Source organism: Flavobacterium sp. TN-1 (assembly GCF_052828645.1).
On the sequence record NZ_CM128253.1, the window covers coordinates 1,326,491 to 1,353,279 of the forward strand.

The window sequence follows — 26,789 nt, forward strand, 5'->3', positions numbered from 1 at the left end:
ATAATTAGTTATGAAGAATAAATCATACATAGGGATTAGTTTTATTGTTTTAGTTTTTGGAATTATTTTTATTCCAAAGATTATAAAAAGAATTAAAGAAGGGGAAGTCGTAAAAGGAGATCGTTTGAGTACAATAGTCGATCAAGGAGTTGGTAAAAGTGATCTGTTTACAGTGGGTTCCGCACCTAAATTTTCTTTAGAGAATCAAGAGGGAAAGACAATTTCAAATGAAACCTATAAAGGAAAAGTTTTTGTTGTAGAGTTTTTCTTTACCACTTGTCCTACTATTTGTCCTATTATGAATCGTAATATGAAACTAATACAAGATAGTTTTGCTTCCAATGCTAATTTTGGAATTGCTTCTATTACTATTAATCCTGAAACAGATACTCAAAAAGTTTTGAAAGATCATGCGGAAAGATTGAATTTAAAAGGAATGAATTGGCATTTTTTGACAGGAGATCAAGACAAAATATACAATTTAGCTCAAAAAGGATTTAATTTATATGTAGGACAAAATAAAAAAGTAAGTGGAGGTTTTGAACATTCGGGGATGTTTGCTTTAATAGATAAAGAAGGGAAAATAAGATGTCGTAAAGACAACTATGGTAATCCTATAGTCTATTATGATGGGTTAAAACCAGAAGGAATTAAACAAATTAAACAAGATATATCAAAATTGTTAGCAGAATAAATATAGCATAATTTGAATAATAAATAATATGGAAAATAATATAGAAAAGAAATACAATGTATGGATTACCATTTTATCGGTTGCTATTCCTTTAGTGGTAGCTTTGTTGTTTAAAGTTAAATTAAAAGATTTTGGATTTGATGTAAAGCCTTTAACTTTTCTACCTCCAATTTATGCCACAATTAATGGTTTAACAGCTATACTTTTAGTTTGCTCAGTGGTGTCTATAAAAAAAGGAAACCAAACCTTACATGAAAAATTAATGAAGTTAGCCATAATTTGTTCTGTAGCCTTTTTAGGAATGTATGTAGCTTATCACATGACCGCGGAGTCAACACCCTATGGTGGCGTTGGGATCATGAGATCAATCTACTTTTTTATTTTAATTACACATATTGCACTTTCAATAGCAATCATTCCAATTGTTTTGATAACATACGTAAGGGCATTAGCTGGAAATTTTGATCGTCATAAAATAATTGCTAAATGGGCATTTCCCTTATGGCTTTATGTAGCAGTAACAGGTGTTATTGTATATCTAATGATTTCTCCATATTATGTTAGTTAGAATAAAAGATAAAAATATAAGAATAAAAAATATTTTGTTCTTTATAGCTCATGTTTTATTTCCTATAACATTTAAAGCGCAATGTGCAATGTGTCGCGCATCCTTAGAAAGTACAGGAGACGTAGCACAAGGAGAAGCAATAAATGACGGTATTGTTTACCTCATGGCAATTCCTTATATTTTGGTTGGTTTCGCAGGTTATTATGTTTATAAAATGTATAAAAAAAAGAAGAGTTAGTTACAGGCTAACTCTTCTTTTAAAACACTGTTTACTGTAAACCATTTACTTCCACTTTCAAATTACCTGTAATGGTTAAAAAACCTAAAATAGACTCATTAGTAAGCTGTACTTTATCAAAATCAATATGAGTTAATTTTCCATTAATATATATACCTTGCATAGGAGAGTAATTATTTAGGTATTGTATAATACTTTTTTTTCCTTCTTCTAGATTAGTAGCAATAGAATACCTACAATTAGCTTTTAGCTTTTGTATGATAGCACTCTGAAAAAGCCAATTAGCCGTTTTGATAAGTTTGTTTTTAGTTTCTAAAGCATAGTCTAAATCGTCAAAATAAAACTCTTTTCTTTCTGTATCATATTTTGGAAAACCAGCTAAATAAATACGTCCGTTTAGACTCCCTAGAAGATCAAGTGCAATGATCATTTTTCCTTGTTTATGCCAAATAGCAACATTTTGGATGCTTATTTTTCGATTTCCAGAACCGAATTCTTTTCCTTTAAAGTTATTGTTTATTAACCTTGATGCGTCATTATAGGTTGATAATGCTACTAATGAGGCTGTTATTTTATTAGGTAATTGTTGTGCAGATTTAAATATAAAGCTGTTTTTGTTAAATATGTTTTGTGGCTTTTGTCCAACTAAAGATTCTATTTGACATTTTAAACCAACATCCAAGCTGATTTTATTTTCTTTTAGAACAGCTTGAGTTGAATGAATCTCTTGTGGATTTATGCGTAACCAAGTTTCATAGTTCTTATTCATCTCTATTGGGGTACTTACTTTTTGCATCAGATCAGAAATCTGTTTTTTAAAATCTAATGATTTACTAATAGCGTCATCTAAGCTTTTTTCTATTTTGTTTTTAAAATAATTTAATGTAGGATTAATCAGATAAGTTATTTTTACATCTTTACCGGCTATACTTACTGTTGGACTTTCATTCCAGTTAATATTTTCTAATTGAGTTTGGGTGTTTACTTGCCAATTAATTAGATTAATATTACTTAATAAGCTTACTGTTGCATTTAAGTTAAATTCGCGTGTGTCATAAAGGTCTATCCCTAATACAGAAGTTCCGTATTTTATTTTTGCCCAAATTTTTAAAGGTACAATAGTTTGGAGTTTTTGATCTTTTTCGTTCATGATGATTGGAGCATTTTTCCAAATTTTAATCATTATTTTATCATCATCTAAATTGTTATCTTCATAGATCAGTCCTGTCAAAGCTTTATTAGTTTGATTTTCTATATCTTTTACTGTTAGCTGAATAGGAAAATTAATGTAAGAGGAATGTGTGGGGTAGTTTACAGGTAAAGCTTTGTCTGGTTCTGGTTGCATTAATTCTATTTTTTGAGTTGAGGAGCAATTACTTAATAAAAAATTGATGACTATGGCGAAAAATAAAGAGGAAAGTTTTTTCATGTTATAATGATTTTATTACAAAAGTAAAATTATTTTTAAAGAGATTGTAACAAAGAGATTGTTTGATAGTCTAATATTTCGTAACGAAAGAAAGGAAGAAACTAAAATATGAAAAAAACATCCTATATACTTATCTTTTTAATATTCATAGGGTTGACTGTTAAGGGGCAGGATAAAAAATGGACCTTGAAAGAATGTGTAAATTACGCATTGATAAATAATATTGCGATACAACAATCCTCTTTAGATGTGGATGTAGCAACAATAAATAAAAAAAATGCAATGGCTAGATTTTCACCTTCTGTTAATGGAAATTTATCACATTCTTGGAATATAGGATTAAATCAGAATATAACAACAGGATTGTTAGAAAATCAAACAAACCAATTTACTTCAGTAGGGATAACACTAGGTGTAGATATTTATAAAGGATTACAAAATCAAAACCAATTTAGAAAAGCAAACCTTTCAAAAATAGCGTCAGAATATCAGTTGGTTAAAATTAAGGAAGATATTTCTTTGAACGTGATAAACGCTTATTTACAAGTTTTGTTTAATAAAGAAAGTTTGAAAGTACAAAAAGAACAATTATCTTCTAGTATTGAACAAAAAAAGCGAATTACAGAATTAGTCAGTGTAGGTGTAGTTCCTAAAGGTGATTTACTAGATATAAATGCTACAATTGCTACAAATAATCAAAGAGTAGTTAGTGCAGAAAACGCGTTGTTAATTTCAAAATTAAGTTTAGCTCAATTATTACAAATCAAAGAATATGATACTTTTGATATTGCCGAAAGCCAAGTTGAAGCTACATTGAGTGCCGTTTTAGCAGAAACCCCAAATGTTATTTTCAATAAGGCTCTACTAACCCGTGTTGAATTAAAATTAGCACAAACAAATTTAGAAATTGCGAAAAAAGATATTGCTATTGCTAAAGGTGCGTATCAGCCCAGTTTGCAAGGGTTTTATAATTTAAATACCCGTGTTTCTTATGCAAAAACAATCAAAGGATTTGAAATAGATTCGCAAAATCCAACTAAAAAAATAGGCTTTGTACAATCAACAGGTGATTTAGTTTCCTCAATTAATACAGTTCCTGTGTTAGGAAATGCCAATCCTTTTTTTCAACAAATAAATGATAATAAAGGACATAGTTTTGGACTACAATTGAGTATTCCTATTTTTAACGGTTTTGCCGTAAAGAATAATCTAAATCGATCTAAAGTTCTCTTTCAAAAAACTAAATTAGCACTAGAACAACAAAAATTAGATCTTGAGCGTACCGTTTATACAGCTTATACAGATACAAGAGGAGCTCAAAAAGCTCACGAGGCATCTTTGATTGTTTTAGAAGCAAGACAAAAAGCAGTTGATTATGCAAAAGAACGTTATGAAGTAGGATTAATGAATGTGTTTGATTATAATCAATCACAAACACAATTAATAAATGCACAATCAGATGCTCTAAGAACCAAGTATGATTATATTTTTAGGACAAAAATTTTAGAGTTCTATTTTGGTATTCCTATTTTTTAAAAAAAAGAGTACTTCTGAAAAAACTAGTTAACCTTAAATAAAAAGCTATTTTCTTGAATATTAAATAACTAAACCAAATGAAAAGAAAAACAAAATATATACTTATTGGTGTAATTATAGTTTTAGTAATAGGACTAATAGGGTTGAGAAAAAAAGGTATATTAGGGAATGACAGCTCTATAGTTGAAGTTCAATGGCAAGAAGTTACAGAAAGAACCATTATAGAAACGGTATCAGCTACAGGTAAAATTAAGCCCGAAACAGAAGTTAAGATTTCATCCGAAATTTCAGGTGAAATAATAGAATTGCCTGTTAAAGAAGGACAAATGGTTCAAAAAGGAGATTTATTAGCAAAGGTAAATCCTCAATTATATTTACAAGGAGTTAATCGTACTCAAGCTGGACTTTCTAATACAAAAGCTAATTTATCGCAAATAGAAGCACAATATAAAGAAGCTAAAGCTAGTTATGAACGTAATAAAAAATTATATGAAAAAGGAATCATATCGGGAGCTGAATGGGATAAATCTTTGGCTGTTTTTGAAGGAGCGAAAGCAGCTAAACAAGCAGCTTATTTTAATGTAGAAAGTGCTACAGCCACAGTTAATGAATCAAGAGAAAGCTTGCGTAAATCTACTATTTACGCTCCTATGTCAGGTACCGTTTCTAAATTAGCCGTTGAACTAGGCGAACGTGTATTAGGAACACAACAAATGACAGGAACAGAGTTAATGCGTGTAGCCAATCTTCATAATATGGAGGTAGAAGTAGATGTTAATGAAAATGACATAGTAAAGATTGAAATAGGAGACCAAGCTAATGTTCAAGTAGATGCCTATCTTAAAAAGACTTTTAAAGGAATTGTAACCAGTATTTCTAATTCAGCTAATTTGACAACTTCAGCAGATCAAGTAACTAATTTTAAAGTAAAGGTGAAAATATTAAAAGAATCTTATGCTGAATTAATGAAAGGAAAATCAGATAACTACGCTCCTTTTCGTCCTGGTATGACCGCTACAGTTGATATTATTACGACTCAAAAAGAAAAAGTAGTGGCAATTCCTATAAGTGCTGTAGTCATGCGTACAGATACAACGTCCTCAAGAAAAGCATATCTAGAAAATGAAGAAGATGATTTTGAAATAAAGGAAGAAAAACCACTAAAAGAACAAAAACGCTATGAATGTGTATTTGTAAAAAAAGGAGATAAGGTACGCCTGAAAATTATAACTACAGGAATTCAAGATGATAACTATATAGAAGTGCTTTCTGGATTAAAAAAAGGAGAAGTTATTATTACAGGACCTTATACTACCGTTACAAAAGAATTAAACCCAGGGGACAAAATAAAAAAAAACTCAGGAGATAAAAAGATAAAGGAAAATCAATAAAGTAAATTTTATCAAATAAGGAGTAAAATTTTTTAAAAATAGTTTGCTGTTTGACGGGATTGAGCCATTTTTTTAGATGAATCAATCCTGTTTTTTTATGATTGTTGTACTTTTGTCCTATATATACTTACCTATGACTTATATTTTACATGTAGAAACGGCCACTCGTAATTGTTCTGTAGCCTTAGCTAAAGATGGAAAGTTAGTTGCAATTCGCGAAATTGCAGAACTAGGATATACACATGCAGAAAAATTACATGTGTTTATAGAAGAAATTTTAGACGAAGTTCAAATAACCATAAATCATTTAGATGCAGTAGCTGTTAGTCAAGGACCAGGGTCTTATACAGGTCTTAGAATTGGGGTTTCTGCAGCTAAAGGTATATGTTATACTTTAAATATCCCACTAATAGCAATAGATACGTTAGTAATATTGGCGAGACAAATAAAGAATTTAGAAGGCGTTATTATTCCTATGATAGATGCTAGGCGTATGGAATGTTATACCGCTGTTTTTTCTAGAAATCATGAATTACAACGAAAAGTAGAATCTCAAATTATAGAACCGCATATATTTTCTGAATATTCAGAAAAAATACATCTTTTAGGAGATGGTGCATCTAAATGCAAAGAAATACTCAATACAAGTCAATTTATTTATCACGATCAAATCGTTTTTCCATCCTCAAAAGAAATGATAGAAATTGCATATCAAAAATTTTTAATTAAAGAATTTGTAGATGTAGCATATTTTGAACCTTTTTATTTAAAAGAGTTTATGTTGAATACAAAATGATAAGTAAAGGACGATGAGGGTGTTTTAAAAGGATGGAATCTTGCTTTTAGACCAAGGGGAGAAGTCCTCGGAGTAAATAAGAGAAAGGGGCAGATAGTGCTGATATGTACTTCTCTCTATCGTAGAAATGCTTTTAAACATTAAGTTACGACTCCTTAAACACCCGCATTGCTATAATGAATCATAAAGTGAATTCAATAAGTCAGATTTAACAGCCACTCCATCGCTGTTTTGTGTCCAAACACGAGTTAAAAGGCTAAATGATTCAAGTTCTATATTCGCTATGAAAATTTCTGGTTTAGGATCTTTTAATATTAACGGGTGATTTTGGACTAATGTTTCTAATTTTGATCTTGATATTTTAATATTTTGATCTATTGGAAAAGTAAAAGTAAAGTCATTTCTTGAAGTGTTTTTTTGAGAATGGTTTTTTATTTTACCATTCGAAAGCATACCATTTGGTATATAAACAACCTGATTGTTTCCAGTTGTAAGCTTAGTAGAAAAAATATGAATATCCTCAACCTTACCAATTTCTCCTTGTACTTCTATTTTATCTCCGACTTTAAAAGGTTTAAATAAAATAATGAGGATGCCTCCAGAAAAATTAGAAAGAGATCCTTGTAAGGATAGACCTACAGCTAATCCAGCAGCTCCTAAAATAGCAACGAAAGAAGAAGTTTCTACTCCTAATTTAGATATAACGGCTATAAAAACTAACCCTCTTATAGTCCAATAAATTAAATCTTCTAAAAATTCAACAAGTGTAATTTCTATGTTACGACTAATCAGTATTTTTTTTGTTGTCTTTGTGATAAACTTAGAAAGCCATATTCCAACGATAAAAATTAAACCCGCAGTCAATATATTAATAGAGTAGGTAATGATATATTCTTTTGCGGTTTCTAGAGTGTCTATATTAATCATTTTTTAAGTGTTTAATTACAAATTTAGATATATAAAATAAAAACTAAAACCCCTTTAATATGTATTAAAAATGAGTTTCACTAAACGAGTTTTTTGTTGTCTTTAATGAAAACTTTGTTTTTAGATGATTTTTACAAAATCAAAAGGTTTTAATTTACTGTCATTATTTTTTGAAAAATAAAAATCAAGCAAGTCTCTAAAAAAGTAGTAACTTAACGGTTATGTTATTTTTTTGACGAAAGGGAGAAATCACATTATACTAGTACTATGTGATCTCTTCTTTCGTTTAAATAGTAAGATTACAAACTTTTAGAACATCCTCTTGATTCAGAATGAAATGCTAAAAGTTGAATTTATAGGAAATGATAAATCGTTTTTTATAGATTTTTTTGATTATTTAGAGTTTCTGAAATCTTTTATCTTTGATAATTAAAAATAAAATTATGCGTTAAGAGCCTCAACTGTTATTTCCTGATCATGAAGCATTTCTTTAAGCATATTTTCAATACCATTTTTTAGAGTAAAAGTAGAAGAAGGACAGCCACTACAAGCTCCTTGAAGAATTACTTTTACTTTTTTATCTTCTTCATTATAGGAGTCAAATAGTATATTTCCACCATCTGAAGCTACAGCAGGTTTTATATATTCTTCAATTATATTGATGATTTTTTGAGAAGTAACATCTAAATTGTCAAAATTTACTAATTGTTGCTTCTCCTGTTGTTGTGAAACAATAATTTTTGTTTCATCTACAGCTATATTTCCATTTTCTATAAACTCCTTAATAAAAGTTCGTAATTCATTTGTAACCTCTTGCCATTCACTTACCGCATATTTTGTGATAGAAACATAATTTTCGTCAATAAAAATTTCTTTTACATAAGGGAATTTGAATAACGCTTTTGCTAAAGGAGAAGCTGCTGTTTCATCTATGTTTTTACATTCTACAATTTGTTTTGTAAGCATTCTACTTGCTACAAACTTCATTACAGAAGGATTAGGAGTGCTTTCAGCATAAACCGTTACGGCAATTTTTTTAATTTCTTTTTCAATAATAACAGGACCTCCTGCATTAACATAATTTTCAAGTTGTTCAGAAACATCATGCTTTACATCATCCCATTCTACTATGCTAAATTTTTCTATTGCAATAAAATTTCCTGATATGTAAACAGTTTTTACAAAAGGTAAATAAAATAATTGCTTAGCTAAAGGAGAATCCGCACATTCATCTACGTTTTTGAATTCAAAACTCTGATTGGGACAAATAAAATAAGAAAATTCAAATTTTAAAATTGAAGGATTAGAAGTTTCTTTTATAGTAATTAGTTTCATGTGTATAAAGTATAATTTATTTTCCAATGAAGGAAAAATTTTGGATATGCAAATTTAAGAAAGAAGTTGAATAATAAGAATTATTACTGAAAGTTGTAATAAATTTAATGAATTAGAAGGAATTGTATCGGATTATTATTTTTCAATATTTTAAAATAGTTTAACTTTGAAAACTCATATCTAAAGTAAAAATGAACTACTTATCACTTGTATTGACATTCATAAGTTTGTCTTTGTATAGTCAGGTGGATATACCTGTATATTCCGATTATTTAACGGATAATTATTATCTGATACATCCTTCGATGGCTGGAGCTGCCAATTGTGTGAAAATTAGAGCTACAGGAAGACAACAATGGTTTGGAAACAACAAAGCACCTGCTTTGCAGACGTTAAGTGTTAATGGAAGCGTAGATCAAGATGGTAAATCAGGTGTGGGACTGATCTTGTTTAATGATCGTAATGGAAATCATTCAAATAGAGGTTTTAAAGCTACTTATGCACATCATATTTTATTTTCTAGAAATGATATAGATTTAAATCGTCTCTCATTTGGTGTAAATGTAGGGGTTAATCAATTGCAATTAGACGAAACAGAATTCGGAACTACTTTTGATCCCATTATTGGTGGGGGAGTGCAAAGCGCGGCTTATTATAATGTAGATTTTGGAGCATCTTATAATTTTCTTGATTTTTATATACATGCTACTGTAAAAAATGCAATTTTTAAAAGTAGAAATATTTATACAGATGTTGAATCAAGTAATTTAAGAAAATATGTTCTTAATTTGGGTTATATTTTAGGCAATCGTGACCGAATATTATACGAGCCTTCTATTCTGTTTCAATACACTGAGTTAACAAAAGAAAGAATCTTAGACTTAAATGGAAAGGTTTATAAAAATATGAATTTTGGAAAACTTTGGGCAGGTTTGTCTTATAGAAATAGTTTTGATGGTACACAATATATAAACAATGAAACAGTAGAAAAACAACGTTTACAGTACATTACACCTATTGTAGGAGCTCATTATAAGAATTTCATGTTAGCCTATAATTATAGCTATATTATAGGAGATGTAAAATTTGATAAAGGAGGTTTCCATCAGTTAACTTTAGGTTATAATTTTGGCTGTAAACGTGAGAAATATGATTGTAATTGTCCTTCTGTAAATTAATGAGGATGTTTTCGAAAGATCACAATCTTGTTATTTTTATGAAAAGGAAGCTAGAATGAAGTGAACAGACTAAGCAAATCAATCTGCTGATAATGTTGCTTCTCCTTTCATTCAATAGATGACTAGACGTTGAGTTTTGATTTTTCAGATACCCTCTTTTTATCTCTATAAAATATGTTAATAAAAACAGTTAATGGTAAAACCCCTTTAATTCCTGAAGATTGTTATGTTGCCGAAAATGCTACTATTGTAGGTGATGTAACTTTTGGGAAAGAATGTAGCGTATGGTTTAATGCTGTAGTCCGGGGAGACGTACACTCAATTAGAATGGGTGATAAAGTTAATGTTCAAGATGGAGCTATAATACACTGTACTTATTTGAAACATCCTACAGAAATTGGGAATAATGTTTCTATTGGTCACAAAGCTATTGTACACGGTTGTACTGTAAAAGATAATGTGTTAATAGGTATGGGAGCTATTGTTATGGATGGTTGTGTTATTGAAAGTAATTCAATTGTAGCAGCAGGCTCTGTAGTAACGCAAAATACAATCGTAGAATCAGGAACTATTTATGCAGGAATTCCAGCTAAAAAAGTAAAAGATATTGATCAGAGTAATTTTGCTGGTGAGATTGAACGTATTTCTAATAATTATGTTATGTATTCGAGCTGGTTTAAGGAGTAACGTCAAAAGTTTAATTCTAAAACATTTTTATCAAATCCTAGTATTGATTTTAGAACGCGTGCATCACTGTTTGAGTAAAAGATAGTGGTGCCTTTTTTTTCTTCAGTATTGACTATTTGGTGTTGTTCTAAGATAGATTGAGTTTGTCTAGCAACAGCTAATCCTGAATCAATAATTTTGATTGAATTAGGGATTATTTTTTTTATTTCAGGAATTAAATAAGGATAGTGGCTACAGCCTAATACCAAATAATCTATTCCTGCTTCAATCATTGGGGTTAAATAAGAAATTAGAAGTATTTTCATTTCTTCTGATTGAATTTTGCCTTCTTCTATAAGTTCAACTAAGCCATGGCCTACTTGTTCCATAATTTTGATATTCGTATAGTTTTCTAACTGACGAATAAAAAGTTCGCTATTTAAAGTGCCTTTTGTAGCTAAAATTCCAATGGTCTTGGTTTCGCTAAGAGTTGCCGCCGGTTTTATAGCAGGTTCAATACCTATAAAAGGAATATTGTATTTAGCTCGCATTTCTTTTATTGCATTAGTAGTGGCGGTATTACAAGCTACAACGATTAGTTTGCAATTCTTTTGGAGTAAAAAATCAACATTTTTGAAGCATAAATTTATAATTTCTTTTTTTGTTTTTTTTCCATAAGGAGCATTTTTACTATCTGCTAGATAAATAGTGTTTTCGTTAGGTAGTAAAGAATGTACTTCTTTCCATATTGAAGTACCACCGATTCCTGAATCAAAGAAGCCTATAGGTTGTGTATTTATCATAAAACAAAAATAAAAAAAAACTGCCTTGAGTAAAATAACAAGGCAGTTTTTAAAGGTTTATTTTTATAAAATTAGAATTTTAATTCTTTTTTTACATCTTCAAATAAATTAGGTCCGTCTGCTAATATCAAAGCTGAAGAATCCATTACATATTGGAAACCTTTAGCACGAGCTACTTTGATTACAGCAGCTTTAGCTTTTTCCATGATAGGTTTTACGATTTCTGTTTCTTTGTCAGAAATTTGCTTTTGAGCATTATCACGATATTGTTGGATTCTTTGTCCCATGTCTTGCATTTCTTTTGCTCTCTTTTCGTTTTCAGCATCACCAGCTGTTTGAGCTTCGCTTTCGTATTTTTTCATTTTAGTTTGGTATTCAGTTACCATTTTTGAATACTCTGCGTCTAAAGTTTTGCTTAACGTTTCTAACTGTGCTTTAGCAGTAGTCATTTCGGGCATTTTTGAAAGTAATTGCTGAACATCAATATGAGCTGTTTTTGATTGCGCATTCATTCCGCTGATTCCTAAAAACATCACAGTCGCAATTAATAAAGATTTCAATTGTTTCATCATCTAAGTATTTAGTATAGTTAAAAATTAATTAGTACTCTTTTTTTCTTCTTGTGTTTTACGTTGTGTTTCTTTTTCTTCAAGAATTTTTTTCCTTCTTTCTTCTAAAGCTTTTTTCCTTTCTTCAAGTGCTTTTTTATTTTTTTCTATTAATTCTTGTCTTGCTGTTTCTCGAGCAATTCGGATAGAATCTTGATTTATTTTTTTATCTTCTTTTTTGTTAAAATGAATGGATTGATCACTTGTATTGTTTTGCGATCCATTATTTTTTAAGGTTTCAATTGTTGTGCCAGTTTTCTTTATTTCTTGTTCTTCTAATTGTTTTTTTCTTTTTTCTTCGTAGTCTTTTCTTTTCTTTTCTGTTTCTAATCGTCTAGCTTCTAATATTTGTTCGCGACGAGATTTTTTTTCATCTAATATTTTTTTTCGTTCCGCTAAATTTGTGTTTTCGGCAAGTTCGTCTTCTTTTGATTCCTTTTCTTCTAAGGCTTTTTGTTGTTTTTTACTTAGTTCTTCTCTTTTTTCAGCTCTGGTTATAACTCGAACTACTAAGTCACTAATGTCAAATTTTTTAGCAGAAAAAAGCATTGTCATTTGTGCAGAAGATTTGTCAAAAATATAGTCATATTGTTTTTTTTCTGCTAAATCTTGAACTGCGTTAAAAACTTGATCTTGTACAGGTTTTAAAATAGCTTCTTTTTGTAATGCTAAATCGCCTCTTGATCCAAATCGTTTTTGTTGATAGTCTAATAACTGATTTTCTTGAAATTTAATTTCTTCTTCTCTTTCTTTAATTAACTCTTTAGTTAATAAGGCATTTTCATTTTTTAATGCTTCTTTGAGTTTATTGATTGCGTTTTTTTTACTTTCAATGTCTTGTTTCCACTTTTGAGCTTTTTCTTCCAGTTGAGAGGATGCTTCTTTATAATCAGGTGTGTTTTCAAGGATATATTCCATATCTATATAACCAATTTTAAGCCCTGTTTTTGTTTGTGCTATTATATTGGTTATGGTAAATAAACCTAATACTAAGAAGAGTCTTTTCATATATTTTAAATTTTGATAAGCTGTAAGAGCTTATTATTTGACGTTATATCAAATATAACGTCAAATATAATTAAAATTGTTGTCCTATGATAAAATGTGTTTGCCAACCTGATTTTGGTCCACCAGGGTTTATAGAATCAAATCCATGTGCAAAGTCAATTCCTAAAAGTCCAAATGCAGGCATAAAAACTCTTAGACCAACACCTGCGGAGCGTTTTATGGCAAAAGGATTATATGATTTAAATCCTTCAAAAGCGGCTCCTCCTTCTACAAAAGCCATCATATATATAGATGCTGTTTGTTTTAGTGTAATAGGATAACGTAATTCTAATGAAAATTTGTTAAATGCTGTACCGCCTATTTGTTGCCCCGCTCTTTCGCCTTGTGTAATGGTTGGTGTTAATGAATTATTAGGATAACCTCTTAATTGAATGGTCTCTCTACCATCCATTGCAAAATTAGCTAAGCCATCACCACCCAGATAAAAACGTTCAAAAGGTACTAGTCCTCGTTTATTGTTATAAGCTCCCATAAAACCAAACTCTCCTAAAGTACGAAGTGTTAGCTTTTCATATATTTTAGAAAACCATTCAGCTTTTACCTTGATTTTATAATATTCAAGCCAGTTAAATTTTTGTTGGTCTACTTTAGAAGGATCAGCTGAGGCTTCTTCAATAGAATTGGCTTTAGTTAATACGCCATTATTGTTAATCAAGGGGTCTCCTGCATTATATGTTTCAGATGAGTTTGTTGCATATAATTTGTTTTCAGGAAGATTTCCTAGGTTTTGATAATCTACTCTATTAAAATAAGAATAAGGAGGGGTAAGTTTAGCTGTTATGCTAAATTCAGAACCATACGTAGGGAAGATAGGGTTTACTCCCTTATTGTTTCGAGTTAATCCAATTGTATAGGAAAGGTTTCTTGATGTTCCATTACCAAATGTAAATAATCCGATGTTGTAATTATTTAAATCATAATGTTGGTAGCTAATACCTTGAGAAAGGACGAAGTAATCATCTGGAAACTGTAATCTTTTAGCTATACCTATAGATGCCGTGAAAATGTTAAAACTTCTTGATCTGTCTACGCTATTATTTGTGAAATTATTTGAAAATTGTTTACTATATGATAATGAACCTGAAAATTGAACAGGCTTTTTACCACCGAACCAAGGCTCTGCAAATGAAAAGCTATAAGTTTGAAAATAAGAGCTGGCTTGTAGACGTAAAGATAATTTTTGTCCATCTCCCATAGGAAGTGGTTTGTAAGCGTTTTTTTTGAAAATATTGCTTAAAGCAAAATTATTAAATGATAATCCTAAAGTACCTATGAATCCACCGCCGCCATAACCACCTTGTAATTCAATTTGACTTGCTCCTTTTTCGGCAACGTGGTATTTAATGTCTACGGTGCCACCTGCTGGGTCTACATTTTCAAAATCAGGTTTAATAGCTTCTGCATCAAAAAAACCTAATTGACCAATTTCACGAATAGTTCTTACTAAATTTTCTTTGCTGTAAACTTCTCCTGGTTTTGTTCTTAATTCACGGTAAATTACTTTGTCATTTGTTTTGTCATTACCTACGACTGATATTTTATTGAAATAGGCTAATGGTCCTTCTACAATTCTTATATCTAGGTCGATTTGATTGTTTTCTGTTTTAACTTCTATAGGGTTAATGTTTGAAAATAGATAGCCGTTGTTTTGATACAAGTTCGTTATATCTTCTCCATCAGGTTGTGTTTTGTCAGCAATTCTTTTATCTAATAAAACACTATTGTAGACATCTCCTTTTTCTATTCCTAGATATTTTGATAATAATTGGTCGTTATAAACAGTGTTTCCTGTGAAATTAATATTACCAAAATAATATTTCTTACCTTCTTCTAGGTTAATTTTAATTTTAACTTTATTTGATTTTGGATCATATACAACGGTATCTGATTTTATTCTTGCATCTCGATAACCATTTTCTTTGTATTTGTCAATTAATAAATTTAAATCGTCTTTATATTTATCTCTTTTGAATTTCATTGATTTTAGTTTTAGGAAATTCATAAGACTTAAATGACGTGTATCTTTCATTGAACGGAGTAATATGCCTTTTTTTACTTCATCATTGCCAACTAATTCAATATCTTTTATTCTTACTTTTTTCCCTCTATCTATGTTTACTACCATGTTTACGTGATTTATGGTAGTAGTATCTTCAAAAGTGCTTATGTTTACCTTTGTGTTGTAGTAACCTTCTTTTTTATATTTGTTTTCAATATAATATTTAGTTGTTGTTAGCAGGTTTTCATTTACAATTTTGTCATTAGTAAGACCATTGTCTTTGATTAAAGATTCTTTTGCGCTTTTTTTAACACCAACAATTTTAACATTGCTGAGTTTAGGTAATTCGTTTAGATTTAATTCTAAAGAAATACTATCGCCTTCAATCTTATCTACATAGAAGTTAACATTATTGTATAATCCTAGTTTCCATAGTTTTTTGATGGAATTACTAATTTCTTCTCCAGGAACTGTAATAGGTTGTCCTTTCGTAAGACCTGCAAACGTGACAATAGTTTGTTCGTTATAGGTAACTTTACCTGTTACATTTACTTTTTTGAGTACATAAGACTTGCCATTTTCAATAGTTAATCTTTCTTGTGCTTGCGCGTTTATAGCAATGCTTGTAAATGCAATCAGAAGCATAAATTTTATGCTTCTTTTAACTTGTGTAAAATTATTTGACTTGCTCACTTGTTTTTCCAAATCTACGTTCTCTTTTTTGATAGCTAATGAGGGCTTCATATAAATCTTTTTCACTAAAATCAGGCCATAAAACATCAGTAAAGTAAAATTCAGCATACGCTACTTGCCAAAGTAAAAAATTACTGATTCTATGTTCGCCACTTGTTCGTATGACTAAATCTACTTCTGGTAAATCATGTGTGTAAAGATGATTATTAAAAATTGATTCGTCAATATTCTCAATTGAAATTATATTATTTTTAACTTTATCGGATATTTTTTTAACAGCATTTAAGATTTCTTCTCTTGAACCATAACTTAATGCTAAAGTTAAGGTCATTTGGTTGTTATTTTTTGTTTTTTCAATTACTTCTAATAATTCTTTTCGTACGTTGTTAGGAAGCAATTCTAAATTACCTATACTGTTTAATTTGATGTTGTTTTTAGTGAAAGTATCTAATTCTTTTTTTAGGGAAGAAATTAGTATTTTCATGAGTGTTTCTACCTCTAATTTTGGGCGATTCCAATTTTCAGTAGAAAAGGTATAGAGTGTGAGGTTTTTGATTCCTAATTTAACACAAGTTTCTACGGTAGTGCGCACAGATTTTGTGCCGTTTTCATGTCCTAAAACACGTAGCATTCCCTTTTGTTTCGCCCAGCGTCCATTTCCGTCCATGATAATGGCAAGATGTTGGGGTAGAGTGTTTTTGTTTATTTTGTCTATCAAGTTCATTAATTCTTACAATAACAAGGATTTTGTCCGAAAGTATAGGTTAGAGTAGCTCCTGTAAAAGTATACCAATCATTGCTGTTGGTGTTTCCAAAAGAAAGATTTTTTAGTGTGTTATCTTTTGGTAAACTACCGTCTAAATCATCAATAAATGTATAGTTAAAACGAGTTTCTAAACCCAATATTATTTTGTTGGTTATTTTCATTTTTATACCTATCGTCATGGGTATTACAAATGCCCAAGAACTTTGTTTAGAGGTTGCTATGTTATCTTTAAAATATAGATTTTTATAATTAAAATAACTTAACCCAGAATGTATGTAAGGAGTAATGATAAAATTGTTTTCGTGAAGGTTGAAATCAAAAAAATTAAATTCTAAACCAGCAGATAATTCTGAAATTTTATTTTGAAAAGAATATCCTCTCTCTTTTCTTGCTGTATGATCTGATCTAGAATCCTCATCACTAATACTACTAGTCATAGCAGAAAATCGCCAAGCATGTCTTTTACTTTTGTTCCATTTATAAATAAGACCAAAGGCTGGGTCTTTTGGAGATATAAAATAAGTACTTCCAATATCACCCACATAGTTACTACCCCCTCCAAAAACACCGATTTCGTGTAATTGAGCGTGGTTCTGACTGATAGTCAAAATAAATAGGAGAATGTGTGTTAACTTTTTCATTTTATAATAGGTTGCAAATATAGTAATTATGAACACTCCACAAAGTGAATTGTTAATTAGTTGGTTTTAATTTGTAAACTTGTTTCTTCCTAAACGAAAAAGTTTGTTGGCTAGTATTCTATAATTTAATTTCTTCTGTCTTCACCAAATAATAATTTTTTTCGTAGAGTCTTTAAGAAGGTTTCTTCTGTTATTTCTACCATTTTTATTTTAAACGGCGTTTTTTTTATGGTTAAAATACTTTCATTTTTTACAGAACTAATTCTAGAATCTAACGAAACTAAATAGTTTTCTTCTCGACCTGTTACTTTTAATTTTAAAATTGTAGAATCAGGGATAACCATAGGACGAGCATTTAAATTATGTGGCGCAATGGGGGTAATAACAAAGCTCTCTGTTTCGGGGGTTAGAATAGGACCACCACAACTTAACGAATAACCAGTAGAACCAGTAGGAGTAGATATGATTAATCCATCGGCCCAATAAGAGGTTAAATATTCATCATTTAAATAAGTTTCTATGGTTATCATAGAGGTCGTGTCTTTACGATTTACGGTAATCTCGTTCATGGCAAAATTTATATTGTCTAATGAACTCAATTCAGGAGAACAAGTTACACTAAGAAGTGTTCGTTCTGATATGGTGTATTTTTTTTCTAATACAAGTGTTAGGAATTTTTCAATGTTTTCTTGTTGTACATTGGCTAAAAAACCGAGTCTGCCTGCATTTATTCCCAGTATAGGAATTTCAGAATCTCTTACAAATGTAGCAGCTCTAAGAAAAGTTCCATCTCCACCTACACTTAATACCATTTGATAAGAATTGTCTAAATCACTATGTGTACTAAAAGTTTCGACACAGTTCATGGTTATTTGATGATCTTGGAGGATTTTTAAAAAGTTAGCCTCAATGGTGAATGTTATGGCATTTGTTTTTAAAAAAAGGATTAACCTTTCTATAATAGGTGCGGTTGTATTTTGGTAATATTGACCGTAGATGGCTACTTTCATATTAGTATTGTTTCTATCAGGAGATAATCTATGTTAGTTATAATTGGGTTGAAAAAATTAGATGTTTAAATATTTGTCTAGATAATCGGAACGCTCCTTAAGCGTTTTTAGATGTTCATCTTCTTGATGTTCTGATATGATTTCATAATCATAACGTCTAAATGTTTGGATGATTTCATTAAGGCTTCCTTCTCCTAATTTTAATGTGATTTGAATTTTTTCTGTATCAGAATTAGAAATGAAAGCGCCAAGTAATTTACCGTTGTTGCCTTCTACTATTTGTGTAATTTGACTGAAAGAATAATCATTTATTCCCTTTTCAATAATTATAATACCTCCTAATTCGCGTAGGAAAGGTGTTTCGTTAAAAACACGTATTACATCTTCTAGTTCATAATATCCTATGTATTGATTGTTTAGATCTAAAACAGGTATAATGTTAGTTTCGTTTTTAGCAAAATCGTCCAGTACATCTAACAAAACGGAATTACTTCTAGTAAAAAAAGGTTCAAAAGTATATCGATATTCTGCTAAACTTTTGCTGAAATCAAACCCGTCTACATCTTCTGCAGCTACATTGCCAATGAAAATGCCATTTTCAGTTACAGGGAAATGTGAAAAAGAATAGTCAGAAAAAAAATCCTGAGCAGTTGCTACCTCCTCATTAATGTCTAATGGTGTAAAGTCTTGATTAATATAGTCGATAAGTGTATTCATGAGTCCAGCGTATTGTTTAAAAATATTTTGATTTGTTATCTAGTTGCAAAATAATTAAAAAATTATATAAGACCCATCTGTAAGTTTGTATTTTTGTTTCGTTTTATTAAAATATAGTTTCAAATGATTCAAAATAACTGTAAACTCAGTGTAAACATAAATAAGATGGCTACGTTGCGTAATTCTAGAGGAGGAAATACACCAAATGTACTAGAAGGAGCTAAGCGTATTCAAGAATTTGGTGCACAGGGAATTACAATACATCCCCGTCCGGATGAACGACATATTCGCTATCAAGATGCACGTGATTTAAAAGATGTAGTTTATACAGAATATAATATTGAAGGAAATCCGCAGCATAATTTTATTGATTTAGTTTTAGAATGTAAGCCTACTCAAGTAACTCTAGTTCCTGATGCAATTGGAGCATTAACATCTAATGCTGGTTGGGATACTATTTCAAATCAAACATATTTGAGAGAAGTAATTGCTGAGTTTAAGCGCAACGGTATTAGAACTTCTATTTTTGTAGATCCAATATTAAAAATGATAGAAGGAGCAAAAGAAACAGGAACTGATAGAATTGAATTATATACTGAAACTTTTGCTCATCAATATAGTTTAGGAAATGAAAAAGCAATTTTACCTTATATAGAGGCGGCTGAATTATCAAATGAATTAAATTTAGGAATTAATGCAGGTCATGATTTAAGTCTAGATAATATTGAATTTTTTAATCAAAATATCCCAGGTTTGCTAGAAGTATCTATTGGTCATGCGTTAATCTCTGAATCATTGTATTTAGGGTTAGAAAATGTAGTAAACATGTATTTGAGAAAATTAAAGTAAATTAATCATTAAATAATAATAATTTTCTGGTTTAATGGGAAAATAAAGTTTGTAATCCTAGTTTTTTTTCCGTTGAGTAGTGTGTATTATAGATGATTTAGTAGAGGAAATATCAAAAGATACTAAATATAAAACTCTAATTTAAATCCTAAATAAAATAGCTTTTGTAGAAGAAGATGAAAAATATTTAACATTCCTCATATAAAAGACTGCAAAATAAGATCAATAGATTTCTTTTTTTCTAACGCTTATTTAGAAAGTTAAATTAGGTATGGTTAAAAAATATAAAACTTTAGATTTATATTTTAGTTATTTTAAAAATGTGTTTGAGAAAACAAAGAAATAAATATGAAATTACATAGTAATATACAAGGAGAAGGAAAGGTTTTAGTTATTATTCATGGATTTCTGGGGATGTCAGATAACTGGAAAACCTTAGCCTCTCAATATGCAGAACAAGGTTTTGAAGTGCATGCTTTGGATATGCGTAATCACGGGAAAAGTTTCCATACGAATGATTGGAGTTATGATTTTATGATGCAAGACGTAGTATGTTATTGTAAAGAAAAAAAAATATCCAATATATCCGTAATAGGACATTCAATGGGAGGGAAAGTAGCCATGCTTTTAGCTACAAATTATCCAGATTTAGTAGATGAATTAATAGTGGCGGATATAGGGCCTAAATATTACGCACCACATCATCAAACCATCTTAGAAGCCTTAAACGCCGTTGATTTTTCAGTGAAGCCATCACGTTCAGATGTAGAAGAAGTCATTTCAAAACATATAAAAGATTTGGGAACTAGACAATTTTTATTAAAGAATTTATATTGGATTGAATCAGGACAATTGGGTTTTCGATTTAATTTAAAAGTATTTATAGAAAACACCTCTGTTATAGGCGAAGCTTTACCATTTGAAAACCATTTTACTAAAAAAACCCTATTTTTGCGAGGGGATAAATCAGATTATATTTTAGATAGCGATTTTGAAACAATTTATCATCATTTTCCCAAAGCAGAAATAGTAAGTGTATCCAATGCAGGTCATTGGTTGCATGCGGAAAATCCAAAAGATTTTTTAGAAAAAACGTTGTGTTTTTTGGAGCGTTTTTCTTCAAATACGTTTTAGAAATAAAAAAATAATATTTTAAACCATATATAAAAATGAAATTATTGCAAAAATTCTTAATATCAACGCTAATTGTAATAGTGCTTTCTTATTTTATGAAAGAAGTACATTTTAAAGATATTACAACAGCTTTTGTTGTAGCCTTTGTTTTAGGGGTTTTAAATACCTTTTTAAAGCCAATATTAGTTTTCTTTACTTTGCCTATTACGTTTTTTACATTGGGGATTTTTTTACTAGTTATTAATGCAGGAATGGTTCTTTTGTGTGCTAAATTGGTAGATGGATTTGTTGTAGAATCGTTTGTTACAGCCCTTATTTTTAGTGTCTTGATGTCTGTTTCACAATGGGTGTTGTATAAGTTTATAAAAGACTAAAAATTAGTAAGTTGATTTTGATAAAATAAAATTTGTTGGGTGGTATAAATTATGTAATTTTGCCACCCAAATTTAGTACGTAAAAAACATATATAATGAATATTACAAAAACCAATATTGATGCGTTAAACGCAGTGGTAACTGTAGAAGTTGCAAAGAATGATTATGCTGAAAAGGTAGAGAAAGTTTTGCAAAACTACCGTAAAAACGCGAATATACCAGGTTTCCGTAAAGGTCAAGTGCCAATGTCTTTAGTGCAAAAACAATACGGTAAAGCGGTTTTAGCTGAGGAGGTAAATAAGTTAATTCAAGAAAGTTTAAATAAGTTTTTAGTAGAAGAAAAATTAGATATCTTAGGAAATCCACTTCCTAAATTTACGGAAGATTTTAATTGGGATGCTGATGATTTTAAATTTGAATTTGAATTAGGTTTAGCTCCTGAATTTGACGTGAAGTTAGAAGGATCTGAAGATTTGACCTATTACAATATTGTAGCAGATGATAAATTATTAGATGAGCAAGTAATTAGAATTCAAAAACAATTTGGAAAAATGTCTTCTAAAGACGTAATCGCTAAAGAAGATGATATTCGCGGTGTTTTTGTAAATGAAGAAAAAGGAATTAATAAACCTGCTCAAATCACTCTAGACATTTTTGAAAATAAAGCAGTTGCAGAATCTTTTATCGGTAAAAAAGCAGGAGATATAGTGGCTATACCTACAAAAGGATTATTTAATGATGATCATAAATTAATGGACTATTTAGGTTTAGGTCATGATGATGTTCATGGTTTAGATATTACTGTAGACTTTAAAATTGAAGAAGTTACAACAACAGAACCAGCTGAATTAAATCAAGAATTATTTGATAAATTATTTGGCGAAGGAAATGTAACCTCAGTAGAAGACCTAAAAGCTAAAATTAAAGAAGATGCAGAGAAAACTTTCGCACAACAAGCAGATCAAAAGTTTTATAATGATGCAACAGAATATTTAATCAAAAATCATCAAGTTGAGTTGCCAACTGAATTCTTAAAGAGATGGATTCAAACAGTTGGAGAAACACCATTAACAGCTGAACAAGCAGAAGTTGAGTATGCCCGTTCTGAAAACGGTTTACGTTATCAATTAATCGAAAGCAAGATCATTACCTCTAATAATCTACAAGTAACTTTTGAAGATTTAAAAACATACGCTAGTGATATTATTAAAAAACAAATGGCACAATTTGGTCAGTTAGATCCTTCACAAGAAGATGTAGATAATATCGTGAACCGTGTAATGACAAATCAAGAAGAAGTTCGTCGTTTGTCAGAACAAGTAATGAGTGAAAGATTATTGAATGTATTTAAAGAAAAATTAAATACATCTACTAAAGAAGTTACTTATGATGAGTTCGTTAAAGCCATGTATGGTGAAATCTAATACACAGAATTATATACTTTAAAAATAATTAAAAGAAAGAATTTACTTCTGTAAACTTTTAGATTTTCTTAAAGAAAAATCATAAAAAAATACGTAAGTTTGAGCGTCAAATGTTTTATTTGACGCTTTTTTATTGACAAACTGTCATTAGGAATAAAAAGGTCTAAAAATTGTAATAAGTTTAAATCGTTTAATCCTATAAATTTAAACTTTAAACCTCTAAACTTTTAAACTAATTAGTAAATGAATTACGGTAAAGAATTTAAAAAATATGCTACCAAGCATCACGGAGTAAATAGTATGTACTATGATAAAATCGTAAGTAGCATGACTCCTTATGTAATTGAAGAACGTCAATTAAATATTTCCCAGTTAGATGTTTTTTCACGCTTGATGATGGATCGAATCATTTTTATGGGAACAGGAGTAGATGATTATATGGCTAATATCATTCAAGCACAGTTGTTGTTCTTAGAAAGTGTAGATGCTTCCAAAGATATTCAAATATATATTAACTCTCCAGGAGGAAGTGTATATGCAGGTTTAGGTATTTATGATACTATGCAGTTTGTAAAACCTGATGTAGCAACTATTTGTACAGGTATGGCAGCATCTATGGGAGCCGTACTTTTATGTGCAGGTGCGGAAGGAAAACGTTCTGCTTTACCACATTCAAGAGTAATGATTCATCAACCTTCTGGCGGAGCACAAGGTGTAGCAACCGATATGGAAATAAATTTGAAAGAAATGTTAAAATTGAAAGATGAATTATATCAAATTATTTCACATCATTCAAAGCAACCTTTCGAAAAAGTATATAAAGATTCTGAGCGAGATTATTGGATGAAAGCCGATGAAGCAAAAGAATACGGAATGATTGATGAAGTTTTAAGAAGATAAATTTTTCGTCTAAAGTTCAGAGTCTTTGATCTTAGATTCTGAACTTTATGACATTAAACTTAAATAATGGCAAAAGAAATTTTAGAATGTTCCTTCTGCGGAAGGAGAAAGCCTGAAACTAATTTATTAATTGCAGGTATTGATGCACATATATGCGACCATTGTATAGAGCAAGCACATGGAATTGTTTTAGAAGAATTAAAAGCAAGTGGTTTGTCTGCTAAAATAACCGATTTAGTTCTGCAAAAACCAAAAGATATTAGAGCTTTTTTAGATAAATATGTTATAGGACAAGAACAAACCAAAAAAGTTATTTCAGTTGCAGTATATAACCACTATAAACGTTTAATGCAATTAGATCACGGAGATGATGTTGAAATTGAAAAATCAAACATTATTATGGTAGGTCAAACAGGTACAGGAAAAACTTTGGTAGCCAAAACAATTGCCAAAATGTTAGATGTGCCACTAGCAATAGTAGATGCCACAGTACTAACTGAGGCAGGTTATGTAGGAGAAGATGTAGAAAGTATTTTAACTCGTTTATTACAGGCAGCGGATTATGATGTAACAAGAGCAGAACGAGGTATTGTCTTTATTGATGAGATTGATAAAATTGCACGTAAGAGCGATAATCCATCTATTACACGTGATGTTTCTGGTGAAGGAGTACAACAAGCCATGTTAAAGTTGTTAGAAGGAACTGTAGTTAATGTTCCTCCAAAAGGAGGACGTAAACATCCTGATCAAAAATTTGTAGAAGTTAATACTAAGGATATATTATTTATTGCAGGAGGAGCTTTTGATGGGGTAGAACGTATTATATCAAAACGTTTAAATCGTCAAGCAATGGGCTTCGGAGCATCTAAAGAAACAGATAAGATAGATGAATCCAATTTGTTGCAGTATATAATTCCAAAAGATATTAAAGATTTTGGATTAATTCCTGAAATAATAGGACGATTACCAGTATTAACACACATGGATCCTTTAGATAAGGCCACTTTGCGTGCTATTCTAACAGAGCCTAAAAATGCACTCATAAAACAATATAAAAAATTGTTTGCTATGGATGAAATCGAGTTTAATATTAGTGATGAAGCATTGGACTTTATTGTAGACAAAGCATTAGAATATAAACTAGGCGCGCGTGGTTTACGCTCGTTATGTGAGGCTGTTCTAACAGATGCAATGTATGAGATACCAAGTTCAGATGAAAAACTCTTAAATGTAGATAAAAAATACGTGGAAGTAGCTCTTAATAAGAATTTGCTTAAGCGTTTAGAAATTGCATCATAAACTTTTTTTATAATCATAAATAGACTGTCTGAAAATTTAAAATAACAACAATCATTTTTTAATAAGATGAGGAGTTAGTGAGTTTTTAGACAGTTTTTTAGTTATTCATTAGAGTTAACAAAATAAAAAAAATAAAGATTTTGAAATAAACTTTGCAGAAATTAAATTACTGAATTTTTAAGAGACTCTCTAAGTACTCACGAGAATTTGATAAGCGAGGTATTTTGTTTTGACCACCCAATTTTCCTTTTTCCTTTAACCAATCATAAAATAAATTTTCACGAGCTATATTAACTTTTAGAGGATTTAAAGTCATATTGTTATACCGTTTAGCTTCATAATCAGAATTTAATGATTGTATACTTTGATCTAAAATTTGACTAAATTGATCAATACATTTAGGTTGAGTCTTAAATTCAATAACCCATTCATGAGCCCCTTTTTCTTTTCCATTCATAAAAATAGGAGCAACAGTATAATCTTTTATTTCACAGTTCGTTAGTTGGCAGGTTTTTGCCAACGCTTTATCAGTGTTTTCAACCATTAATTCTTCTCCAAATACATTAATATGATGTTTGGTTCGTCCTGTAATCCGAATTCTATAAGGGGATAAAGAGGTAAATCGAACAGTATCGCCAATTAAATAACGCCATAAGCCTGCATTAGTAGTAATTACAACAGCATAGTTTTTATAAAGTTCTACCTCTGCTAGACGTACTATTTTTTGATCTACAGTACCGTATGTATCCATAGGTATAAATTCATAAAAAATACCATAATCTAACATTAGTAATAAGTCGCTCGAATTATTGAGGTCTTGTATGGCAAAAAAACCTTCAGAAGCATTATATATTTCATAGTATTTAAAGTCAGGATTAGGAAGTATCTTTTTATACTGTTCACGATATGGCTCAAAACTTACACCACCGTGAAAATATACCTCTAGATTAGGCCAAACTGCAAATAGATTTGTTTTGCCAGTTTCTTCCATAAGTTTGTTAAGTAATACCATCATCCAAGATGGAACCCCCGCAAAACTGGTCACATTTTCGGTTTTAGTTTCGTTAACAATTGCTAAAAGTTTCGTTTCCCATTCACTCATTAAAGAGGTTTTATTGGATGGGGTACTGCTGAACTCAGCCCAAAAAGGCATATTATCAATAAGAATAGCAGATAAATCGCCAAAGAAAGTATTATTGTCTTCATAAAGCTGTTTACTGCCTCCTAAACGAAGGCTTTTTCCTGTAAAAAGCTGAGAGTTTTCGTTATTATTAAGATACATGCAAAGTAAATCTTTACTGCCTTTATAATGACAGTTTTCAAGAGCTTCATTACTTACAGGAATATATTTACTTTTTGCATTAGTTGTTCCACTTGATTTAGCAAACCATTTAATGGGTTGATGCCAAAAAACATTTTGCTCTCCTTTGCGTGTACGTTCAATTAAAGGCTCTAAATCTTCATAGCATGAAATAGGGACTCTTTCTTGAAAAGTGTGATATGTTTTTATTGATTGGAAATCATATATTTTACCAACTATGGTGTTTTCTGATTGACGAATTAGGTTTGTCAGCAGTTCTTCTTGTACTTCATTTGGATATTTTAAAAAAAGTTCTATCTGATGAATACGTTGTTTTAAAACCCAAGAGGCAATAGAATTTATAATTGGTAAAGGCATTATAATCGTGAATTTTGAATTTTGAATTTTGAATTATAACTTTACGCTAAAATATAAAAAAAAAGGTT

26 protein-coding genes are annotated in these 26,789 nt (G+C 30.1%); 14 read left to right on the forward strand and 12 right to left on the reverse strand.

Annotated features, from left to right (window positions below; translation table 11 throughout):
• Positions 1–10 precede the first annotated feature (10 nt).
• The 3 genes from ACUXZJ_RS05645 to ACUXZJ_RS05655 are packed head-to-tail and all read left to right on the forward strand — an operon-like array spanning position 11 to position 1,500.
• On the forward strand, positions 11–694 hold the full coding sequence (locus ACUXZJ_RS05645) for an SCO family protein (protein ID WP_060383438.1): 684 nt from the start codon (positions 11–13) through the stop codon (positions 692–694).
• Between the two features lie 28 nt (positions 695–722).
• On the forward strand, positions 723–1,262 hold the full coding sequence (locus tag ACUXZJ_RS05650; RefSeq protein ID WP_060383437.1) for a DUF420 domain-containing protein: 540 nt from the start codon (positions 723–725) through the stop codon (positions 1,260–1,262).
• A complete protein-coding gene (locus tag ACUXZJ_RS05655; RefSeq protein ID WP_060383436.1) occupies positions 1,252–1,500 on the forward strand; it encodes a hypothetical protein in 249 nt (82 codons plus the stop codon). Before ACUXZJ_RS05650 ends, ACUXZJ_RS05655 begins: the two co-directional genes overlap by 11 nt.
• A 31-nt stretch (positions 1,501–1,531) precedes the next feature.
• On the opposite strand, the gene ACUXZJ_RS05660 is transcribed toward ACUXZJ_RS05655, so the two are convergent.
• Positions 1,532–2,929: a DUF4403 family protein gene (locus ACUXZJ_RS05660; RefSeq protein WP_063743619.1), complete on the reverse strand. Its 1,398-nt coding sequence runs from the start codon at positions 2,927–2,929 to the stop codon at positions 1,532–1,534.
• Positions 2,930–3,037: 108 nt separating this feature from the next.
• Here ACUXZJ_RS05660 and ACUXZJ_RS05665 point away from each other — a divergent pair, with 108 nt between their 5' ends.
• From ACUXZJ_RS05665 to tsaB, 3 genes are all read left to right on the forward strand, one after another.
• Positions 3,038–4,465 (forward strand): TolC family protein, encoded by a 1,428-nt coding sequence (locus ACUXZJ_RS05665; RefSeq protein ID WP_063743620.1) that lies wholly within the window; start codon positions 3,038–3,040, stop codon positions 4,463–4,465.
• Positions 4,466–4,542: 77 nt separating this feature from the next.
• Entirely contained in the window at positions 4,543–5,856 is a 1,314-nt protein-coding gene (locus ACUXZJ_RS05670; protein WP_063743621.1) for an efflux RND transporter periplasmic adaptor subunit, read from the forward strand.
• Positions 5,857–5,989: 133 nt separating this feature from the next.
• Positions 5,990–6,652 carry a tRNA (adenosine(37)-N6)-threonylcarbamoyltransferase complex dimerization subunit type 1 TsaB gene (gene tsaB / locus ACUXZJ_RS05675; protein WP_063743622.1) on the forward strand — a complete coding sequence of 221 codons (663 nt, stop codon included), beginning with the start codon at positions 5,990–5,992 and terminating at the stop codon, positions 6,650–6,652.
• 171 nt (positions 6,653–6,823) lie between these two features.
• Here tsaB and ACUXZJ_RS05680 read toward each other — a convergent pair whose 3' ends face one another.
• Both ACUXZJ_RS05680 and ACUXZJ_RS05685 read right to left on the reverse strand, forming a co-directional pair.
• Positions 6,824–7,579, reverse strand: a complete 756-nt coding sequence (locus ACUXZJ_RS05680; protein ID WP_060383431.1) for a mechanosensitive ion channel family protein — start codon at positions 7,577–7,579, stop codon at positions 6,824–6,826.
• Positions 7,580–8,020: 441 nt separating this feature from the next.
• Entirely contained in the window at positions 8,021–8,914 is an 894-nt protein-coding gene (locus ACUXZJ_RS05685) for a NifU family protein (RefSeq protein WP_060383430.1), read from the reverse strand.
• 191 nt (positions 8,915–9,105) lie between these two features.
• Between ACUXZJ_RS05685 and ACUXZJ_RS05690 the strand changes: the two genes are divergently transcribed.
• Together ACUXZJ_RS05690 and ACUXZJ_RS05695 are read left to right on the forward strand one after the other, a co-directional pair.
• Positions 9,106–10,092, forward strand: a complete 987-nt coding sequence (locus tag ACUXZJ_RS05690; protein ID WP_060383429.1) for a PorP/SprF family type IX secretion system membrane protein — start codon at positions 9,106–9,108, stop codon at positions 10,090–10,092.
• Positions 10,093–10,266: 174 nt separating this feature from the next.
• Positions 10,267–10,779 carry a gamma carbonic anhydrase family protein gene (locus ACUXZJ_RS05695; RefSeq protein ID WP_060383428.1) on the forward strand — a complete coding sequence of 171 codons (513 nt, stop codon included), beginning with the start codon at positions 10,267–10,269 and terminating at the stop codon, positions 10,777–10,779.
• A gap of 2 nt (positions 10,780–10,781) precedes the next feature.
• Here the strand turns inward: ACUXZJ_RS05695 and murI are convergent, their stop codons facing one another.
• The 8 genes from murI to ACUXZJ_RS05735 all read right to left on the reverse strand — a co-directional run bounded on the left by murI (position 10,782) and on the right by ACUXZJ_RS05735 (position 19,063).
• Positions 10,782–11,561 (reverse strand): glutamate racemase, encoded by a 780-nt coding sequence (gene murI / locus ACUXZJ_RS05700; protein ID WP_060383427.1) that lies wholly within the window; start codon positions 11,559–11,561, stop codon positions 10,782–10,784.
• Positions 11,562–11,632: 71 nt separating this feature from the next.
• Positions 11,633–12,130, reverse strand: a complete 498-nt coding sequence (locus tag ACUXZJ_RS05705) for an OmpH family outer membrane protein (RefSeq protein WP_060383426.1) — start codon at positions 12,128–12,130, stop codon at positions 11,633–11,635.
• Between the two features lie 27 nt (positions 12,131–12,157).
• Entirely contained in the window at positions 12,158–13,177 is a 1,020-nt protein-coding gene (locus ACUXZJ_RS05710) for an OmpH family outer membrane protein (protein WP_060383425.1), read from the reverse strand.
• Between the two features lie 70 nt (positions 13,178–13,247).
• On the reverse strand, positions 13,248–15,980 hold the full coding sequence (gene bamA / locus ACUXZJ_RS05715; protein WP_446195979.1) for an outer membrane protein assembly factor BamA: 2,733 nt from the start codon (positions 15,978–15,980) through the stop codon (positions 13,248–13,250).
• The gene (locus tag ACUXZJ_RS05720; protein WP_088418171.1) at positions 15,913–16,653 is read right to left on the reverse strand and encodes an isoprenyl transferase; all 741 of its coding nucleotides are present in this window, start codon (positions 16,651–16,653) and stop codon (positions 15,913–15,915) included. The genes bamA and ACUXZJ_RS05720 overlap by 68 nt, the downstream gene beginning before the upstream one ends.
• A complete protein-coding gene (porG, locus tag ACUXZJ_RS05725) occupies positions 16,653–17,336 on the reverse strand; it encodes a type IX secretion system protein PorG (RefSeq protein ID WP_446195981.1) in 684 nt (227 codons plus the stop codon). The genes ACUXZJ_RS05720 and porG overlap by 1 nt, the downstream gene beginning before the upstream one ends.
• A 125-nt stretch (positions 17,337–17,461) precedes the next feature.
• Entirely contained in the window at positions 17,462–18,346 is an 885-nt protein-coding gene (locus tag ACUXZJ_RS05730) for an NAD kinase (RefSeq protein WP_060383421.1), read from the reverse strand.
• Between the two features lie 57 nt (positions 18,347–18,403).
• Positions 18,404–19,063: a CBS domain-containing protein gene (locus ACUXZJ_RS05735; protein WP_060383420.1), complete on the reverse strand. Its 660-nt coding sequence runs from the start codon at positions 19,061–19,063 to the stop codon at positions 18,404–18,406.
• 123 nt (positions 19,064–19,186) lie between these two features.
• Here ACUXZJ_RS05735 and ACUXZJ_RS05740 point away from each other — a divergent pair, with 123 nt between their 5' ends.
• The 6 genes from ACUXZJ_RS05740 (at position 19,187) to clpX (ending at position 25,043) form a co-directional block, all read left to right on the forward strand.
• On the forward strand, positions 19,187–19,912 hold the full coding sequence (locus tag ACUXZJ_RS05740; RefSeq protein WP_060383419.1) for a pyridoxine 5'-phosphate synthase: 726 nt from the start codon (positions 19,187–19,189) through the stop codon (positions 19,910–19,912).
• 348 nt (positions 19,913–20,260) lie between these two features.
• A complete protein-coding gene (locus ACUXZJ_RS05745; protein WP_060383418.1) occupies positions 20,261–21,046 on the forward strand; it encodes an alpha/beta fold hydrolase in 786 nt (261 codons plus the stop codon).
• A gap of 35 nt (positions 21,047–21,081) precedes the next feature.
• Positions 21,082–21,420, forward strand: a complete 339-nt coding sequence (locus ACUXZJ_RS05750) for a phage holin family protein (protein ID WP_014165006.1) — start codon at positions 21,082–21,084, stop codon at positions 21,418–21,420.
• A gap of 95 nt (positions 21,421–21,515) precedes the next feature.
• A complete protein-coding gene (gene tig / locus ACUXZJ_RS05755; RefSeq protein ID WP_060383417.1) occupies positions 21,516–22,844 on the forward strand; it encodes a trigger factor in 1,329 nt (442 codons plus the stop codon).
• Positions 22,845–23,087: 243 nt separating this feature from the next.
• Positions 23,088–23,744 carry an ATP-dependent Clp endopeptidase proteolytic subunit ClpP gene (gene clpP / locus ACUXZJ_RS05760; RefSeq protein WP_014165004.1) on the forward strand — a complete coding sequence of 219 codons (657 nt, stop codon included), beginning with the start codon at positions 23,088–23,090 and terminating at the stop codon, positions 23,742–23,744.
• Between the two features lie 66 nt (positions 23,745–23,810).
• Positions 23,811–25,043 carry an ATP-dependent Clp protease ATP-binding subunit ClpX gene (clpX, locus tag ACUXZJ_RS05765; RefSeq protein WP_060383416.1) on the forward strand — a complete coding sequence of 411 codons (1,233 nt, stop codon included), beginning with the start codon at positions 23,811–23,813 and terminating at the stop codon, positions 25,041–25,043.
• A gap of 166 nt (positions 25,044–25,209) precedes the next feature.
• Here clpX and ACUXZJ_RS05770 read toward each other — a convergent pair whose 3' ends face one another.
• The gene (locus ACUXZJ_RS05770; protein ID WP_060383415.1) at positions 25,210–26,721 is read right to left on the reverse strand and encodes a GH3 auxin-responsive promoter family protein; all 1,512 of its coding nucleotides are present in this window, start codon (positions 26,719–26,721) and stop codon (positions 25,210–25,212) included.
• Positions 26,722–26,789: the final 68 nt, after the last annotated feature.

Bases quoted from the DNA above. Each gene is read 5' to 3' on its own strand.
- ACUXZJ_RS05645 (WP_060383438.1), top strand. From the start codon at position 11: ATGAAGAATAAATCATACATAGGGATTAGTTTTATTGTTTTAGTTTTT.
- ACUXZJ_RS05650 (WP_060383437.1), top strand. From the start codon at position 723: ATGGAAAATAATATAGAAAAGAAATACAATGTATGGATTACCATTTTA.
- ACUXZJ_RS05655 (WP_060383436.1), top strand. From the start codon at position 1,252: ATGTTAGTTAGAATAAAAGATAAAAATATAAGAATAAAAAATATTTTG.
- ACUXZJ_RS05660 (WP_063743619.1), bottom strand. From the start codon at position 2,929: ATGAAAAAACTTTCCTCTTTATTTTTCGCCATAGTCATCAATTTTTTA.
- ACUXZJ_RS05665 (WP_063743620.1), top strand. From the start codon at position 3,038: ATGAAAAAAACATCCTATATACTTATCTTTTTAATATTCATAGGGTTG.
- ACUXZJ_RS05670 (WP_063743621.1), top strand. From the start codon at position 4,543: ATGAAAAGAAAAACAAAATATATACTTATTGGTGTAATTATAGTTTTA.
- tsaB (WP_063743622.1), top strand. From the start codon at position 5,990: ATGACTTATATTTTACATGTAGAAACGGCCACTCGTAATTGTTCTGTA.
- ACUXZJ_RS05680 (WP_060383431.1), bottom strand. From the start codon at position 7,579: ATGATTAATATAGACACTCTAGAAACCGCAAAAGAATATATCATTACC.
- ACUXZJ_RS05685 (WP_060383430.1), bottom strand. From the start codon at position 8,914: ATGAAACTAATTACTATAAAAGAAACTTCTAATCCTTCAATTTTAAAA.
- ACUXZJ_RS05690 (WP_060383429.1), top strand. From the start codon at position 9,106: ATGAACTACTTATCACTTGTATTGACATTCATAAGTTTGTCTTTGTAT.
- ACUXZJ_RS05695 (WP_060383428.1), top strand. From the start codon at position 10,267: ATGTTAATAAAAACAGTTAATGGTAAAACCCCTTTAATTCCTGAAGAT.
- murI (WP_060383427.1), bottom strand. From the start codon at position 11,561: ATGATAAATACACAACCTATAGGCTTCTTTGATTCAGGAATCGGTGGT.
- ACUXZJ_RS05705 (WP_060383426.1), bottom strand. From the start codon at position 12,130: ATGAAACAATTGAAATCTTTATTAATTGCGACTGTGATGTTTTTAGGA.
- ACUXZJ_RS05710 (WP_060383425.1), bottom strand. From the start codon at position 13,177: ATGAAAAGACTCTTCTTAGTATTAGGTTTATTTACCATAACCAATATA.
- bamA (WP_446195979.1), bottom strand. From the start codon at position 15,980: ATGAAGCCCTCATTAGCTATCAAAAAAGAGAACGTAGATTTGGAAAAA.
- ACUXZJ_RS05720 (WP_088418171.1), bottom strand. From the start codon at position 16,653: ATGAACTTGATAGACAAAATAAACAAAAACACTCTACCCCAACATCTT.
- porG (WP_446195981.1), bottom strand. From the start codon at position 17,336: ATGAAAAAGTTAACACACATTCTCCTATTTATTTTGACTATCAGTCAG.
- ACUXZJ_RS05730 (WP_060383421.1), bottom strand. From the start codon at position 18,346: ATGAAAGTAGCCATCTACGGTCAATATTACCAAAATACAACCGCACCT.
- ACUXZJ_RS05735 (WP_060383420.1), bottom strand. From the start codon at position 19,063: ATGAATACACTTATCGACTATATTAATCAAGACTTTACACCATTAGAC.
- ACUXZJ_RS05740 (WP_060383419.1), top strand. From the start codon at position 19,187: ATGATTCAAAATAACTGTAAACTCAGTGTAAACATAAATAAGATGGCT.
- ACUXZJ_RS05745 (WP_060383418.1), top strand. From the start codon at position 20,261: ATGAAATTACATAGTAATATACAAGGAGAAGGAAAGGTTTTAGTTATT.
- ACUXZJ_RS05750 (WP_014165006.1), top strand. From the start codon at position 21,082: ATGAAATTATTGCAAAAATTCTTAATATCAACGCTAATTGTAATAGTG.
- tig (WP_060383417.1), top strand. From the start codon at position 21,516: ATGAATATTACAAAAACCAATATTGATGCGTTAAACGCAGTGGTAACT.
- clpP (WP_014165004.1), top strand. From the start codon at position 23,088: ATGAATTACGGTAAAGAATTTAAAAAATATGCTACCAAGCATCACGGA.
- clpX (WP_060383416.1), top strand. From the start codon at position 23,811: ATGGCAAAAGAAATTTTAGAATGTTCCTTCTGCGGAAGGAGAAAGCCT.
- ACUXZJ_RS05770 (WP_060383415.1), bottom strand. From the start codon at position 26,721: ATGCCTTTACCAATTATAAATTCTATTGCCTCTTGGGTTTTAAAACAA.